The 14,702-nt window shown below is 52.6% G+C and carries 16 protein-coding genes and 2 tRNA genes; 4 read left to right on the forward strand and 14 right to left on the reverse strand.

Features of this window, described 5'->3' with window-relative positions:
* Positions 1-5: 5 nt before the first annotated feature.
* From rimP to rlmE, 8 genes are all read right to left on the reverse strand, one after another.
* The gene (rimP, locus tag NP77_RS02660; protein ID WP_010251795.1) at positions 6-458 is read right to left on the reverse strand and encodes a ribosome maturation factor RimP; all 453 of its coding nucleotides are present in this window, start codon (positions 456-458) and stop codon (positions 6-8) included.
* A 211-nt stretch (positions 459-669) separates the two neighbouring features.
* Positions 670-746: transfer RNA gene (locus NP77_RS02665), tRNA-Met, on the reverse strand.
* Between the two features lie 59 nt (positions 747-805).
* Positions 806-892: transfer RNA gene (locus tag NP77_RS02670), tRNA-Leu, on the reverse strand.
* A 37-nt stretch (positions 893-929) separates the two neighbouring features.
* Positions 930-1,268, reverse strand: a complete 339-nt coding sequence (gene secG / locus NP77_RS02675) for a preprotein translocase subunit SecG (protein WP_003851074.1) — start codon at positions 1,266-1,268, stop codon at positions 930-932.
* A gap of 216 nt (positions 1,269-1,484) precedes the next feature.
* A complete protein-coding gene (glmM, locus tag NP77_RS02680) occupies positions 1,485-2,819 on the reverse strand; it encodes a phosphoglucosamine mutase (RefSeq protein WP_003851080.1) in 1,335 nt (444 codons plus the stop codon).
* Complete coding sequence (folP, locus tag NP77_RS02685) at positions 2,816-3,655, reverse strand: dihydropteroate synthase (RefSeq protein WP_039658941.1); 840 nt, start codon at positions 3,653-3,655, stop codon at positions 2,816-2,818. Before folP ends, glmM begins: the two co-directional genes overlap by 4 nt.
* A 79-nt stretch (positions 3,656-3,734) precedes the next feature.
* Complete coding sequence (gene ftsH / locus NP77_RS02690) at positions 3,735-5,660, reverse strand: ATP-dependent zinc metalloprotease FtsH (RefSeq protein ID WP_033743100.1); 1,926 nt, start codon at positions 5,658-5,660, stop codon at positions 3,735-3,737.
* Between the two features lie 113 nt (positions 5,661-5,773).
* The gene (gene rlmE, locus NP77_RS02695; RefSeq protein ID WP_008925419.1) at positions 5,774-6,403 is read right to left on the reverse strand and encodes a 23S rRNA (uridine(2552)-2'-O)-methyltransferase RlmE; all 630 of its coding nucleotides are present in this window, start codon (positions 6,401-6,403) and stop codon (positions 5,774-5,776) included.
* Between the two features lie 127 nt (positions 6,404-6,530).
* Here rlmE and yhbY point away from each other — a divergent pair, with 127 nt between their 5' ends.
* The gene (gene yhbY / locus NP77_RS02700; RefSeq protein ID WP_008925418.1) at positions 6,531-6,824 is read left to right on the forward strand and encodes a ribosome assembly RNA-binding protein YhbY; all 294 of its coding nucleotides are present in this window, start codon (positions 6,531-6,533) and stop codon (positions 6,822-6,824) included.
* Between the two features lie 106 nt (positions 6,825-6,930).
* Here the strand turns inward: yhbY and greA are convergent, their stop codons facing one another.
* Positions 6,931-7,407, reverse strand: coding sequence for a transcription elongation factor GreA (gene greA, locus NP77_RS02705; protein WP_003851087.1), 477 nt, complete (start codon positions 7,405-7,407; stop codon positions 6,931-6,933).
* Positions 7,408-7,655: 248 nt separating this feature from the next.
* Between greA and dacB the strand changes: the two genes are divergently transcribed.
* Positions 7,656-9,089 carry a serine-type D-Ala-D-Ala carboxypeptidase gene (gene dacB / locus NP77_RS02710; protein WP_033743117.1) on the forward strand — a complete coding sequence of 478 codons (1,434 nt, stop codon included), beginning with the start codon at positions 7,656-7,658 and terminating at the stop codon, positions 9,087-9,089.
* 170 nt (positions 9,090-9,259) lie between these two features.
* Here dacB and cgtA read toward each other — a convergent pair whose 3' ends face one another.
* The 3 genes from cgtA to rplU all read right to left on the reverse strand — a co-directional run bounded on the left by cgtA (position 9,260) and on the right by rplU (position 11,259).
* Positions 9,260-10,432, reverse strand: a complete 1,173-nt coding sequence (gene cgtA, locus NP77_RS02715; RefSeq protein ID WP_003851092.1) for an Obg family GTPase CgtA — start codon at positions 10,430-10,432, stop codon at positions 9,260-9,262.
* 242 nt (positions 10,433-10,674) lie between these two features.
* On the reverse strand, positions 10,675-10,932 hold the full coding sequence (gene rpmA / locus NP77_RS02720; RefSeq protein WP_003851093.1) for a 50S ribosomal protein L27: 258 nt from the start codon (positions 10,930-10,932) through the stop codon (positions 10,675-10,677).
* Between the two features lie 15 nt (positions 10,933-10,947).
* Positions 10,948-11,259: a 50S ribosomal protein L21 gene (gene rplU / locus NP77_RS02725; RefSeq protein ID WP_008925416.1), complete on the reverse strand. Its 312-nt coding sequence runs from the start codon at positions 11,257-11,259 to the stop codon at positions 10,948-10,950.
* A 256-nt stretch (positions 11,260-11,515) separates the two neighbouring features.
* On the opposite strand from rplU, the gene ispB reads away from it, so the two are divergent.
* Together ispB and NP77_RS02735 are read left to right on the forward strand one after the other, a co-directional pair.
* Positions 11,516-12,487: an octaprenyl diphosphate synthase gene (ispB, locus tag NP77_RS02730; RefSeq protein ID WP_008925415.1), complete on the forward strand. Its 972-nt coding sequence runs from the start codon at positions 11,516-11,518 to the stop codon at positions 12,485-12,487.
* Positions 12,488-12,725: 238 nt separating this feature from the next.
* Positions 12,726-13,010, forward strand: coding sequence for a helix-turn-helix transcriptional regulator (locus tag NP77_RS02735; RefSeq protein ID WP_003851095.1), 285 nt, complete (start codon positions 12,726-12,728; stop codon positions 13,008-13,010).
* A gap of 72 nt (positions 13,011-13,082) precedes the next feature.
* On the opposite strand, the gene murA is transcribed toward NP77_RS02735, so the two are convergent.
* Both murA and ibaG read right to left on the reverse strand, forming a co-directional pair.
* Complete coding sequence (gene murA, locus NP77_RS02740) at positions 13,083-14,342, reverse strand: UDP-N-acetylglucosamine 1-carboxyvinyltransferase (RefSeq protein ID WP_008925414.1); 1,260 nt, start codon at positions 14,340-14,342, stop codon at positions 13,083-13,085.
* A gap of 67 nt (positions 14,343-14,409) precedes the next feature.
* The gene (gene ibaG, locus NP77_RS02745; RefSeq protein ID WP_003851098.1) at positions 14,410-14,667 is read right to left on the reverse strand and encodes a BolA family iron metabolism protein IbaG; all 258 of its coding nucleotides are present in this window, start codon (positions 14,665-14,667) and stop codon (positions 14,410-14,412) included.
* Positions 14,668-14,702 lie beyond the last annotated feature (35 nt).

Below are 14,702 nucleotides of genomic sequence, written 5' to 3' on the forward strand. Positions count from 1 at the left end.
GACTTTTAAAAGTGGGGGACCAGGTTCGCTTTCTGAATATTACTCAGCGCGAACACTTCATCGCTACCCTCAACGTGCACCGTGATCATCTCGCCATCAACTGACTTGATGGTTCCCTGCCATTTACGGCGGTTCTGAACGGCCATACGCAACACCAGGCTCACTTCTTCACCCATAAAGCGGGTGTAGTGTTCAGCGGTGAACAGAGGACGATCGAGTCCCGGTGAAGAGACTTCAAGGTTGTAAGGAACAGTAATAGGATCTTCAACATCCATTACCGCACTTACCTGGTGGCTGACATCGGCGCAATCATCGACATTGATGCCATCTTCACTATCAATATAGATGCGCAGGATAGATGTGCGACTACGAACGAATTCAATTCCAACCAGTTCGTAACCCAGCGCTTCTACGGGAGCCGATACCAACTCTGTCAATTTTTGCTCTAATGTGGACAAGCCCACCCCCAAGACATAAAAAAAGGGCCTATAGCCCAGTATTACGATTCGCTAATAACAAAAAACCCCGAATATTCGGGGCTTTTAATCACTGGACCCTGTATGCCGCAATGCGGCCCGGACTCCATCCAAAGAATTTTCTTTCAAAAAATAGCCGTGAATGCGTCCGTCGATGCATACAGTATATTTGAAAAAGAACTCAAAGGGAAAGTGGTTGCGGGGGCCGGATTTGAACCGACGACCTTCGGGTTATGAGCCCGACGAGCTACCAGGCTGCTCCACCCCGCGTCCGAAAACGTGGCGAATAATACGCCAGACCTGCAAAAAATGCAAGTGATACTACGATTTGGTACCGAGGACGGGACTTGAACCCGTAAGCCCAATCGGGCACTACCACCTCAAGGTAGCGTGTCTACCAATTCCACCACCACGGCACTGCACTGACCACAACGATTCGTTGTGCTGACGACCTTACTTAGGAATATCGCTGCCCGGTGTAACCGGTTGAGCTGGCTTTTCAGTCTGTTGAGAAGACTGCGCCGGCGCAGAAAGATTTTCCCACTCACTTCCTTTTGACGCTTTATTGCTGTTCAGATTACCCAGAACCAGGCTGATGATGAAGAACAATGCCGCTAAAATGCCAGTAGTACGGGTCATGAAATTACCTGAACCCGACGAACCAAACACTGTACCGGATGCGCCTGCACCGAATGAGGCTCCCATATCAGCGCCTTTGCCTTGCTGCAGCATGATCATACCCACGAGGGCGATAGCTACAATAAGGAAAACAACTAAAAGAGCTTCGTACATATTCAACCTGTTCCTTGCACGATAATCGTACAGTTAAAGCTTCACCAGTATTGATGGGGAGTCTCGTCATCACCCATCAGAAGCGGGTGTGAATACTAACCAAAGGCGCATATCTCTGCAAGTGCAATTTTTACCACCCGAACTGATTGCAGAAAAAAGCGCCATCCCGGTGATTTTACAGGCAGTTCCACACTCTGCAGACTGCCTGTTAATGTTTTAAACGGCCTTGACCTGATCGGCGATGCGATTCGCCAGTTCGGTGACCTGTGCTTCATTTTCGCCTTCGACCATCACACGAATCAATGGCTCGGTGCCGGACTTACGCAGCAGAACACGTCCGCGACCTGCCAGCGCTTTTTCCACTTCCGCGGTCACGGTTTTGACGGCATCGCTTTGCAGCGGATCATGTTCACCTGAAAAGCGCACGTTGACCAGAACCTGCGGCAGCATTTTCATACCACTGCAGAGATCGTGCAGGCTCATGTGGTTGCGCACCATTGCAGTAAGTACTTGCAAACTTGCAACGATACCGTCGCCGGTCGTGGTTTTATCGAGCAGGATCACATGACCGGAGTTCTCAGCACCGAGACGCCAGCCCTTCTCCTGCATCTTCTCCAGCACATAACGGTCACCCACTTTGGCGCGGGTAAACGGAATGCCAAGCTGCTTCAGTGCTAACTCCAGTCCCATGTTACTCATCAGCGTACCCACTACACCGCCGCGTAACTGTCCCTGGCGCAATGCTTCACGTGCAATGATATAGAGGATCTGGTCGCCATCCACTTTGTCGCCCAGATGGTCAATCATCATGATACGGTCGCCGTCGCCGTCGTAGGCCAGACCAATATCAGCTTTCTCGGCCAGCACACGCTGCTGCAGCAGTTTGAGATCGGTGGCACCGCACTCTTTATTAATGTTCATGCCATCTGGCTGGACACCAATAGCAATGACGGTCGCACCCAGTTCACGCAATACATTCGGCGCGATGTGGTAGGTGGCACCATTGGCACAGTCGACCACAATCTTCAGGCCATTCAGATTCAGTTCGCTGGGGAATGTCCCTTTGCAAAACTCAATGTAACGCCCTGCGGCATCCACGATGCGGCTGGCACGGCCTAACTGCGCTGATTCAACACAGGTAATCGGCTTTTCCATCTCCAGCTCAATCGCTTCTTCAACGTCATCAGGCAATTTGGTGCCTTCGGAGGAAAAGAACTTAATCCCGTTGTCGTCAAACGGGTTGTGTGACGCCGAAATCACAATGCCCGCCTCTGCGCGGAAAGTGCGGGTCAGATAGGCGATGGCGGGCGTCGGCATCGGGCCGGTAAACGCCGCTGTCAGGCCTGCCGCAGCGAGGCCTGCTTCCAGCGCGGACTCCAGCATGTAGCCAGAGATACGGGTATCTTTACCAATAATGATCTTCTTGGAACCATGGCGCGCCAGCACTTTACCTGCGGCCCAGCCGAGCTTCAGGACAAAATCGGGGGTAATGGGGGTTTCACCGACTTTGCCGCGAATGCCGTCTGTACCGAAATATTTACGATTACTCATGATACTCCTTTTGCTCTTCGGGTCGCTTCGACCACGCGCATCGCTTCGGCCGTCTCTTTTACGTCATGCGCGCGAATAATCTGCGCGCCCTGCATGGCAGCAATCACCGCGCAGCTCAGGCTGCCGGTTAAACGCTGTGATGGGCCGACATTTAACAGCTGACCAATCATTGATTTACGCGACATCCCAACCAGCAGCGGCAGACCGAAGTGGTGAAAATCGCCCAGATGAGCCAGCAGTTCATAATTGTGGCTGAGATTTTTACCGAAACCGAAGCCCGGGTCGAGTATCAGCCGCTTTTTTTTAATTCCCGCCGCTTCACAGCGTGCAATCTGCTGAGCGAAGTAAGTGTCCACTTCGCTTAAGATGTTTTCGTAAACCGGTGCCTGCTGCATGGTGCGCGGCTCGCCCTGCATATGCATTAAACAGACGGGAAGTCCGGTAGCGGCTGCAGCATCGAGCGCGCCTGGTTCAGTGAGTGAACGAACGTCATTAATGATGTGAGCACCCACTCGTGCAGCTTCCCGGATAACCTCGGCTTTAGAGGTGTCCACTGAGATCCAGACTTCGAAACGCTGGGCGATGGCTTCGACCACCGGAATCACCCGCTCCAGCTCTTCCTCCACACTCACTTCATCAGCGCCAGGACGGGTTGATTCACCGCCCACGTCGATAATGGTGGCACCTGCATTAACCATCTCATTGGTATGCGTCAGCGCATCAACCAGCGCGTTATGTTTACCACCATCTGAAAAGGAGTCCGGCGTGACATTCAGAATGCCCATCACATGCGGGAAAGATAAATCGAGATGGGAATCACGGGCAAACAACTTCATGGTGAAAACTCCTTGCTGATCAATATCTGGATGTAAAAAACCCCGGACCAGCCGGGGTTTTGTCTGACGATGTTGCGTCTTATTTGTTGTACTGCTCTGACATAGTATTGCCTGGGTTTGGCGTACGCGGTTCATCAACCGGACGTGGCGCCTTTGGCGTACCGTTGCTGTCTGAGTTGCTGCCTGGATCTTCCCAGCCTGCTGGCGGACGCACTTCGCGGCGTGCCATCAGGTCGTCGATCTGCGGTGCATCAATGGTTTCATACTTCATCAGCGCGTCTTTCATCGCGTGAAGGATGTCCATGTTCTCACCCAGAATGCGGCGAGCACGCTGGTAGTTGCTGTCGATCAGGTGTTTGACTTCCTGGTCGATGATGCGGGCAGTTTCATCAGACATGTGTTTCGCTTTCGCGACAGAACGTCCAAGGAACACTTCACCCTCTTCTTCTGCATACAGCAACGGACCCAGTTTTTCAGAGAAGCCCCACTGCGTCACCATGTTACGTGCCAGGTTAGTCGCGACTTTGATGTCGTTAGACGCACCGGTAGAAACACGTTCTGCACCGTAGATGATCTCTTCTGCCAGACGACCGCCGTAAAGCGTTGAAATCTGGCTTTCCAGTTTCTGACGGCTGGCGCTGATCGCGTCGCCTTCAGGCAGGAAGAAGGTCACACCCAGCGCACGGCCGCGCGGGATAATCGTAACTTTATGGACCGGATCATGCTCTGGTACCAGGCGACCAATAATCGCGTGGCCGGCTTCGTGGTAAGCCGTTGACTCTTTCTGCGATTCCGTCATCACCATGGAGCGACGTTCCGCACCCATCATGATTTTATCTTTCGCTTTTTCGAACTCAACCATCGACACCACACGCTTGTTTGAACGGGCGGCGAACAGCGCTGCTTCGTTGACAAGGTTGGCCAGATCGGCACCGGAGAAGCCTGGGGTACCACGTGCAATGATCGCTGCATCAATATCGGTAGCCAGTGGCACACGACGCATATGCACTTTCAGGATCTGCTCACGACCGCGTACATCGGGCAGGCCTACAACAACCTGACGGTCAAAGCGGCCCGGACGCAGCAGCGCAGGGTCCAGTACGTCAGGACGGTTAGTCGCGGCGATAACGATAATACCTTCGTTACCTTCAAAACCATCCATCTCAACCAGCATCTGGTTCAGCGTCTGCTCACGTTCATCATGACCACCGCCTAAACCGGCGCCACGCTGACGACCAACGGCATCGATTTCATCGATGAAGATGATGCACGGTGCCGCTTTCTTAGCCTGTTCGAACATGTCGCGCACACGGGATGCACCAACACCGACAAACATTTCCACAAAGTCAGAACCGGAGATAGTGAAGAAAGGCACCTTCGCTTCGCCAGCAATCGCTTTGGCGAGCAAGGTTTTACCGGTACCCGGTGGCCCCACCATCAGAACGCCTTTTGGAATTTTACCGCCCAGCTTCTGGAAACGGCTCGGCTCACGCAGATATTCCACCAGCTCAGCCACTTCATCTTTCGCTTCGTCACAACCTGCGACGTCAGCGAAAGTGGTTTTAATCTGGTCTTCCGTCAACATGCGGGCTTTACTTTTGCCGAAGGACATCGCGCCCTTTCCGCCACCGCCCTGCATCTGACGCATAAAGAAGATCCACACACCGATCAGCAGCAGCATCGGGAACCACGAAATGAAGATTGAAGCCAGCAGGCTTGGTTCTTCCGGCGGTTCGCCAACCACTTTGACGTTTTTGGTCAAGAGGTTATCGAGCAACTTAGGATCATTGACAGGAATGTAGGTGGTATATTTATTGCTGTCTTTTTTGACAACGTTAATTTCACGCCCGTTAATGCGTGCCTCGCGGACCTGATCCTGGTTCACTTCCGACAGGAAGGTTGAATAATCAACCCGACGGCCATTCGACTCGCTGGGCCCAAAGCTCTGGAATACTGACATCAGCACGACCGCGATGACTAACCAGAGAATCAGGTTTTTCGCCATGTCACTCAAGGGATTAACCTCATATTACATCGGTGTTAACAGATAGCGTAGGGTACTATAGTTCCTGCATACATGGAATCGCAGCAACGCTGCGGACTTCTCCAGCAATTTGGTTATAGTTTGCGCCCAGTCGCCACAATGTACACTTCACGTGAACGAGAACGTGAAGCGTCCGGCTTACGAATTTTTACTTTCGTAAACAGGGAGCGAATTTCCCGCAGGTATTCATCGAAGCCATCTCCCTGAAACACTTTCACTACAAAACTGCCGCCAGGTGCCAGGATATCCCGACACATCTCCAGCGCCAGCTCCACTAAATACATCGACCGGGGAATATCTACGGCAGGTGTACCACTCATATTCGGCGCCATGTCGGACATGACAACCTGAACTTTCTGATCGCCAACGCGCTCAAGCAGCGCATTGATCACCGATTCTTCACGAAAATCGCCCTGAAGGAAATCGACACCGACTATTGGATCCATTGGCAGGATATCACAGGCAATGACGCGCCCTTTGTTCCCGATTTGCTGTACCACATATTGCGACCAGCCACCGGGTGCGGCACCCAGATCTACCACGGTCATACCGGGTTTGAACAGCTTGTCACCCTGTTGTATTTCATCAAGTTTAAACCAGGCGCGCGAGCGCAACCCTTTTTTATGCGCCTGGAGCACATATTTATCGCTAAAGTGTTCCTGAAGCCAGCGGCCGGAGCTGGCTGAACGCTTTTTACCCGTCATATTATTTCCAACTAAATCGTCATCGTAGCGATAAACCTGCACGCAATGGGTTGCGTCGATTTGGTGATATACCCGAGATGGCGGTAGAATGAACCGTTTTCAATCCCTGAGTAAGTAAAAAACTACGATGAATCTAAGTACCAAACAAAAACAGCACCTCAAGGGCCTCGCCCATCCACTCAAGCCCGTGGTTATGCTGGGTGGCAACGGCCTGACTGAAGGCGTGCTGGCCGAAATCGAGCAGGCTCTGGCGCATCACGAACTGATCAAGGTAAAAATCGCCTCAGAAGATCGTGAAACGAAACAGCTGATCGTTGAAGCTATCGTGCGTGAGACCGGTGCCAGCAACGTACAGGTGATCGGCAAAACGCTGGTGCTGTATCGCCCCTCTAAAGAGAGCAAAATTTCTCTGCCACGTTAAGTGGGCAAAGAAAGTGACATGCTCTTACCTCAGATAAAAGGCCGCGATGCGGCCTTTTTCTTTTCTTTACATTGTGCTTTAACGCTTTTCAAAGCGTAGCAACATCTTAAAGGTATTCCACCTTCAGGATTTCGTACTCAACGTCGCCGCCTGGGGTTTTAACAATAGCCACATCATCGGCCTCTTTTCCCACCAGGCCACGCGCCATTGGCGAATTGACCGAAATCAGATTTTGCTTAAAGTCCGCTTCGTCATCGCCCACGATACGATAAGTCGACTCTTCGTCGGTCTCGACATTCAGTACGGTTACCGTTGCGCCGAAAATTACGCGGCCAGTTTTAGGCATCTGGGTGACGTCGATCACCTGCGCATTGGAGAGTTTGGCTTCAATCTCCTGAATACGCCCTTCACAAAAACCCTGCTCTTCACGCGCAGCATGGTATTCCGCGTTTTCTTTTAAATCGCCGTGTTCGCGTGCGTCAGCGATAGAGGCGATAATGCGCGGGCGCTTCACGGTTTTCAGCTCGTTCAGCTCTTCGCGCAATCTTTCAGCGCCTCTTAACGTCATCGGAATCTGATTCATTTAAGCTCCTCGCCCTCTTTCCTGTTAACGATGTCATCCTGACCGGTGACTGCAGAAAAAAGCGTTCTGCGGCACATTAGCCCGTTTTTGCAAATAAAAGAATCCTGACCCGGAGATGCTTCCAGGCCAGAAAAGAGTTTTGCAATTTGATACGTATTTTACCCCAGAGTTCACTGCGGGTCATCGTTTACTTTGCACCGTCCGGCAACGTAGTATTGACGCCCTCACCTGCCAGTTACCGCGAGATTATGCGATTTTCACGACTTGTTACCGGATTAAGCTGTGCATTTATGCTGCAGGCACACGCAGCGCCAGTTGATGAATACATGCAGTACCTGCCAGACGGTGCCAATCTGGCGCTGATGGTCCAGAAAGTGGGTGCTTCAACACCGATCATTGATTATCACGGAAAACAGATGGCCCTGCCCGCCAGTACCATGAAAGTGGTGACGGCGCTGGCGGCATTACTGGAACTGGGTGGCGATTTCCGTTTTCAGACCACTTTTGAGACTCGCGGCGCCATTATAGATGGCACCCTGAACGGCGATTTAGTCGCACGTTTCGGCGGTGATCCCACTTTAACCCGTCAGGATCTGCGCAACATGGTCGCGGCGATTAAGAAGCAGGGTATTAACCATATCAAAGGCAATCTGGTTATCGACACGTCCGTGTTTGCCAGTCACGACATGGCGCCGGGCTGGCCGTGGAACGATATGACTCAGTGCTTCAGCGCCCCGCCGGGTGCAGCGATTGTTGATAAGAACTGTTTCTCGGTGTCGCTCTACAGCGCGAATACGCCGGGTGAAAATGCCTTTGTTCGCATCGCCTCCTATTATCCGGCGCATATGTATAGCCAGGTCCGCACCATCGGCCGCAACAGCGGCGAAGGGCAATATTGTGAACTGGATGTGGTGCCGGGCGAGTTGAACCGCTACACGCTGACTGGCTGTATGCGTCAGCGTGCCGAACCGCTGCCGCTGGCCTTTGCCGTGCAGGATGGTGCGGCCTGGGCTGGCGAGATTCTCAAGGCGGAACTGCGGTCGTCAGAGATTGATTACAGCGGGCATCTGGTGCGTCAGACGCAGGTCACGGAGCCAGGCACCGTACTGGCATCGACCCAGTCCGCGCCGCTGCATACGCTGCTGCACACCATGCTGAAGAAGTCAGACAACATGATTGCCGACACGGTGTTCCGCACTATTGGTCATCACTACTTCAACGTACCAGGAACCTTCCGTGCCGGGCAGGATGCGGTTCGTCGTATCCTGAAAGCGAAAGCCAACGTCGATATGGGCAACAGCATCCAGGTCGATGGTTCCGGCCTGTCGCGCCACGACCTGATTTCGCCGCAAACCATGATGCAGGTGTTGCAGTTCATTGCGAAGAATGACAACACGCTGGATTATATTTCGATGCTGCCGCTGGCTGGCTATGATGGCACGCTGCAATATCGGGGCGGACTGCATGAAGCAGGACTGGATGGCAAAGTCTCGGCGAAAACCGGTTCACTGCAGGGCGTCTATAACCTGGCGGGCTTTATCACTACCTCAAGTGGCGCGCGGGTGGCGTTCGTTCAGTTCCTTTCCGGGTATGCGGTACCGCCGGAAGATCAACGTACCCGTCGTATTCCCCTGGTGCGTTTCGAGAGCCGACTCTACCGCGATATCAATCAGAACAACTGATTACGCAGTAATAAAAACGCAGCAGGTGATCAACCTGCTGCGTTTTTTTATGGCTGAACGCTTCAGAAGCAGATATCAGCGTCGCCCTGAAGAGCAGGCTCCAGAAAGAACAATGCCCCCTTTCATTCCTGAAAGGGGGCATCCTATATCACGCTGTAGCAGACGCGCGGTTAACGCTGATAGATGATTTCAACACCTTCGTCGTCTTCATCATCCCAGTCGTCATCCCACTCTTCATCTTCCACTTCGACCGTGTTTTCAATGGTTTCTTTGTGGTAATCGTCCCACATAAACTCCACTTTTTCCGGCTGTTTCTCTTCAAGCTCGGCTTCTTTCGGGTTGGCATTGATGAAGCTCATCACGTCCCAGCAGAGTTCGTTGACACCAGTACGGCTTGCGGCAGAGATCAGGTAATACTTATCTTCCCAGCCCAGCGCTTCAGCAACGGCTTTTGCCCGTGACTGCGCTTCTTCTTCGCTAATCAGATCAATCTTGTTGAAGACCAGCCAGCGTGGCTTGTTGAACAGCTTCTCGCTGTACTTTTCGAGCTCGCCGAGAATAATGCGGGCATTTTCAACCGGATCGCTTTCATCGATCGGATCGATGTCGATCAGGTGCAGCAATACGCGGCAACGCTCAAGGTGTTTCAGGAAGCGGATACCGAGGCCAGCACCGTCTGCTGCGCCTTCAATCAGGCCAGGAATATCAGCCACGACGAAGCTCTGCTCGCTGTCCATACGGACTACGCCCAGGCTCGGCACAAGCGTGGTAAATGGATAGTCCGCCACTTTTGGTTTGGCAGCTGAAACAGCACGGATAAAGGTTGATTTACCGGCGTTCGGTAAGCCCAGCATCCCAACGTCTGCCAGCAGCATCAGCTCCAGCTGCAGGTCACGTTTTTCACCTGGAGTACCCATCGTTTTCTGACGAGGACTGCGGTTCACTGAGGATTTGAAGCGCGTGTTGCCCAGACCATGCCAGCCGCCCTTGCCGACCATCAGTTTCTGGCCGTGACGCGTCATGTCACCGAGTGTCTCACCGGTACCCTGATCGATAACCCGGGTGCCGACCGGCACTTTAACTTCGATATCTTTACCGCGTTTGCCTGTACAGTCGCGGCTCTGGCCGTTCTGTCCGCGCTCTGCCCGGAAAGATTTTTCGAAACGATAATCGATAAGGGTATTGAGGTTTTCATCAGCGATCAGATAAACATCACCGCCGTCACCGCCATCACCGCCATCAGGGCCGCCTCTCGGGATATATTTTTCGCGGCGGAAGCTCACGCAACCATTACCGCCATCACCGGCGACGACCAAAATTGTCGCTTCATCTACAAACTTCATTTTCTATCTCCGTCACACAATCGTCTGCAGCACTCTGCAGACGGGTCCGCCAGGGTCTTCTGCGCTGACCAGCGGCGGATAAATCAGGATTGGCTTTCGCCAGTGCGTACACAAAGTGTACAGCAAACTTTTGTGATGCGTCGCTTTTACCGCAACAGACCGCAGAATGTAAAAAGCCCCGCAGGAGCTGCGGGGCCTTCAATTCGTGCGTTCAGACGTTAAACGTCTGCGTCACGACAACCTTACTCAGCAACGATGCTGATGTATTTACGGTTGTTCGGACCTTTAACTTCGAACTGTACTTTACCGTCTGCGGTAGCAAACAGGGTGTGGTCACGACCACAACCTACATTGGTACCGGCGTGGAATTTGGTGCCACGCTGACGAACGATGATGCTACCTGCCAGAACAGATTCGCCACCGAAACGCTTTACACCCAGACGTTTTGCATTGGAGTCACGACCATTTCGAGTCGAACCACCAGCCTTTTTATGTGCCATTTGTCAGATCTCCTCTTACGCCGTGATACCAGTGATTTTCACATCAGTGAACCACTGGCGATGGCCTGCTTGCTTACGGTAGTGCTTACGACGACGAAACTTAACAATCTTAATTTTCTCGCCACGACCGTGAGCAACAACTTCTGCCTTGATCATTCCGCCTGAAACCAGTGGCGCGCCGATTTTCACGTCTTCGCCATTAGCAATCATCAGAACCTGGTCAAACTCAATCGTTTCACCGGTTGCGATGTCCAGCTTTTCCAGGCGAACGGTCTGACCTTCGCTAACTCGGTGTTGTTTACCACCACTTTGGAAAACCGCGTACATATAAAACTCCGCTTCTGCGCTTGCCTTTTAGTTCATCAGGCGGCGCGCTAAATATTCACAATAGGGCGCGAATTCTACGCAAAACTCCAGAAGAAGACAAGAGCACTTTGCACACTCTTGCAGAAAAAAAACACAGGCTGAATGCAACCGTTTCTCAGGCACAAAATTCAAGTACAATCAGTAACAGATTACCTGAACGCTGGCTGAGTAAACCACTTACCATGGCAGAGATAACGAGTCATAGCTGAAAAGACGAATGAACTTAGAACAGATTAATGAATTAACCGCACAGGATATGGCTGCCGTTAACCAGACCATCCTCGACCAGCTGAATTCAGATGTCTCGCTCATCAACCAGTTGGGCTATTACATCATCAGTGGTGGGGGCAAGCGTATCCGTCCCATGATTGCCGTGCTCTCCGCACGTGCCATGGGCTACAAGGGCGACCTGCACGTGACCAATGCGGCGCTGATCGAATTTATCCACACCGCCACGCTGCTGCATGACGATGTCGTGGATGAATCCGATATGCGTCGTGGCAAAGCGACCGCGAACGCGGCGTTTGGCAATGCGGCAAGCGTGCTGGTCGGTGACTTTATTTATACCCGCGCCTTCCAGATGATGACCAGCATGGGTTCGCTGCGTATCCTGGCGCTGATGTCAGAGGCAGTAAACGTCATTGCTGAAGGTGAAGTCCTGCAGCTGATGAACGTCAATGATCCCGACATCACTGAAGAGAGCTACATGCGCGTCATTTACAGCAAGACAGCGCGTCTGTTTGAAGCCGCCTCGCAGGCTTCTGCAATTCTGGCTGAAGCCACACCTGAAGAGGAAAAAGCCCTGCAGGATTATGGGCGCTATCTGGGTACGGCTTTCCAGTTAATTGACGACTTACTGGATTACAGTGCTGATGGTGAAACGCTGGGTAAAAATACTGGCGATGACCTGAGTGAAGGCAAACCCACCCTGCCACTGCTGCATGCGATGCAGCACGGCTCGCCTGAACAGGCGAAGATGATCCGTGAAGCTATTGAACAGGGAAACGGCCGCCATCTGCTGGAACCCGTACTGGAAGCGATGAATCAGTGCGGTTCACTGGAGTGGACGCGCAGTCGTGCCGAACAGGAAGCGGATAAAGCCATTGAAGCCCTGAGAATTCTGCCGGAATCGCCATGGCGCAGTGCCCTGGAGTCGCTGGCGCACATGTCAGTTCAGCGCGATTTTTGATCCCTCACGGAGCCTTCCGGGCTCCGTTTTCATCTCATCCGTCCCCATTATTCTTATTTCCTGCAAGCATTTGCACACCTTTTGCGAGTCATCCCACAGACCCGGCGCTGGATCTAAAAATAACTGGAAATTAATGGAAACTTTTTGCTATAAAACCCCTGTTCTTTCCAGATGGCACTAAAAAGGAAAGCCAACGTCCTGCTGGACGACGCAATGACAAGGAAAAGGAGAACAGGTTATGGAAAAAATAAAGGAAGACTGGCATCCGGCTGACATTATCGCGGCGCTGCACAAACGCGGTATGACGCTGGCAGCACTATCACGCGCATCGGGTCTGAGTTCGTCAACACTGGCTAATGCGCTGACGCGCCCGTGGCCCAAAGGAGAATGGCTGATCGCCGACGCGCTAACGATTCACCCGAGTGAGATCTGGCCCAGTCGATATTATGATCCCCACACCCACCGCCTGCTGGATCGCAGAAAACGTATCCGGACGCCTGCAGCGCATTCCGACAGCAACTGAGACCGCAGGCTATTTTCAGGCGAAAAAAAACCAGCCCTGAAGGGGGCTGGCTTTTTGAGTGCCTCAGCAGACTTACTCTTCGCTGACACGCTCGATGTTCGCGCCCATTGCTTTCAGTTTATCTTCGATGTGCTCATAGCCACGATCGATGTGATAAATGCGATCAACGAACGTCGTGCCTTCCGCAATACAACCCGCCAGAACCAGGCTGGCAGAAGCACGCAGATCGGTCGCCATCACCTGCGCACCTGACAGGGTTTCAACCCCATGGCAGATTGCCGTGTTGCTCTCAATCTCAGCATGTCCGCCCATACGAATCAGTTCAGGGATATGCATAAAACGGTTTTCGAAAATGGTTTCGGTAATCAGACCCGTGCCTTCCGCAACCATGTTTAACAGGGTGAACTGTGCCTGCATATCTGTCGGGAACCCCGGATGCGGAGCGGTGCGCACGTTAACCGCTTTTGGTCGCTTGCCGTGCATGTCCAGACTGATCCAGTCTTCACCGGTTTCAATATCGGCACCCGCATCACGCAGCTTAGCCAATACAGCATCCATGGTATCTGGCTGGGTTTTGTGGCACATCACTTTGCCGCCTGAAATGGCAGCAGCCACCAGGAAGGTACCGGTTTCGATACGATCGGGCAGAACGCGATAAACACCGCCACCCAGACGCTCAACGCCTTCAATGGTGATTTTGTCGCTACCTGCGCCACTGATTTTGGCACCCAGGGTGTTAAGGAAGTTGGCGGTATCGACAATTTCCGGCTCACGTGCCGCATTCTCAATCACAGTGGTGCCCGTCGCCAGCGTCGCTGCACTCATGATAGTGACCGTTGCGCCAACGCTGATTTTGTCCATGACAATCAGCGCGCCTTTCAGGCGTCCATTGACTGAGGCTTTAACGTAGCCCTCTTCCAGTTTGATCTCAGCACCCAGCTGTTCCAGACCGGTGATATGCAGATCAACCGGACGCGCGCCGATAGCGCAGCCACCCGGCAGAGAAACCTGACCCTGACCAAAACGCGCCACCAGCGGACCCAGCGCCCAGATTGAGGCACGCATGGTTTTGACCAGGTCATAAGGCGCACAAAACACATCTACCGCACTGGCATCGACATGCACAGAACCGTTGCGTTCGACCTTCGCACCCAGCTGGCTCAGCAGTTTCATGGTGGTATCAATGTCGCGCAGCTTTGGCACGTTCTTAATCTCTACCGGCTCTTCAGCCAGCAGGGCAGCAAACAGAATAGGAAGTGCGGCGTTCTTTGCCCCGGAAATGGTGACTTCACCACTTAAACGGGTGGGGCCTTGCACACGAAATTTTTCCATCAACACGGCTCTCGATTAACTAGCTAAAAATTGGACTCGCTCACGGCGAGTTCACCACGCAGAAGGATCAGAAACCGTTGAGTTTGCGGTCACGTGCCCATTCAGCGGGAGTATAAGTTTTGATAGAGACAGCATGCATGCGGTTATCCGCGATGAATTCCATCAACGGCGCATAGACAGCCTGCTGCTTTTTCACGCGGCTCAGTTCGCCAAACAGTTCGCCTACGGCGATCACCTGAAAATGGCTGCCATCGTTGCTCATCACATGAACTTCGTCTAAAGGCAATGCGGCCATCAGCACGGCCTGAATTTCACTGTTTTCCATTGGGCTTAACTTCACTTAATAATAATAAGGCTGAC

The sequence above is a fragment of the Pantoea sp. MBLJ3 genome, from assembly GCF_000816655.1.
In the GTDB taxonomy this organism is placed as follows: Bacteria; Pseudomonadota; Gammaproteobacteria; order Enterobacterales; family Enterobacteriaceae; genus Pantoea; species Pantoea eucalypti.

Excerpts from the sequence above, each read along its gene's own strand:
- murA (WP_008925414.1), bottom strand. The coding sequence starts at position 14,342 with ATGGAAAAATTTCGTGTGCAAGGCCCCACCCGTTTAAGTGGTGAAGTC.
- secG (WP_003851074.1), bottom strand. The coding sequence starts at position 1,268 with ATGTACGAAGCTCTTTTAGTTGTTTTCCTTATTGTAGCTATCGCCCTC.
- cgtA (WP_003851092.1), bottom strand. The coding sequence starts at position 10,432 with ATGAAGTTTGTAGATGAAGCGACAATTTTGGTCGTCGCCGGTGATGGC.
- ispB (WP_008925415.1), top strand. The coding sequence starts at position 11,516 with ATGAACTTAGAACAGATTAATGAATTAACCGCACAGGATATGGCTGCC.
- rplU (WP_008925416.1), bottom strand. The coding sequence starts at position 11,259 with ATGTACGCGGTTTTCCAAAGTGGTGGTAAACAACACCGAGTTAGCGAA.
- greA (WP_003851087.1), bottom strand. The coding sequence starts at position 7,407 with ATGAATCAGATTCCGATGACGTTAAGAGGCGCTGAAAGATTGCGCGAA.
- ibaG (WP_003851098.1), bottom strand. The coding sequence starts at position 14,667 with ATGGAAAACAGTGAAATTCAGGCCGTGCTGATGGCCGCATTGCCTTTA.
- yhbY (WP_008925418.1), top strand. The coding sequence starts at position 6,531 with ATGAATCTAAGTACCAAACAAAAACAGCACCTCAAGGGCCTCGCCCAT.
- NP77_RS02735 (WP_003851095.1), top strand. The coding sequence starts at position 12,726 with ATGGAAAAAATAAAGGAAGACTGGCATCCGGCTGACATTATCGCGGCG.
- rlmE (WP_008925419.1), bottom strand. The coding sequence starts at position 6,403 with ATGACGGGTAAAAAGCGTTCAGCCAGCTCCGGCCGCTGGCTTCAGGAA.
- rpmA (WP_003851093.1), bottom strand. The coding sequence starts at position 10,932 with ATGGCACATAAAAAGGCTGGTGGTTCGACTCGAAATGGTCGTGACTCC.
- ftsH (WP_033743100.1), bottom strand. The coding sequence starts at position 5,660 with ATGGCGAAAAACCTGATTCTCTGGTTAGTCATCGCGGTCGTGCTGATG.
- dacB (WP_033743117.1), top strand. The coding sequence starts at position 7,656 with ATGCGATTTTCACGACTTGTTACCGGATTAAGCTGTGCATTTATGCTG.
- folP (WP_039658941.1), bottom strand. The coding sequence starts at position 3,655 with ATGAAGTTGTTTGCCCGTGATTCCCATCTCGATTTATCTTTCCCGCAT.
- glmM (WP_003851080.1), bottom strand. The coding sequence starts at position 2,819 with ATGAGTAATCGTAAATATTTCGGTACAGACGGCATTCGCGGCAAAGTC.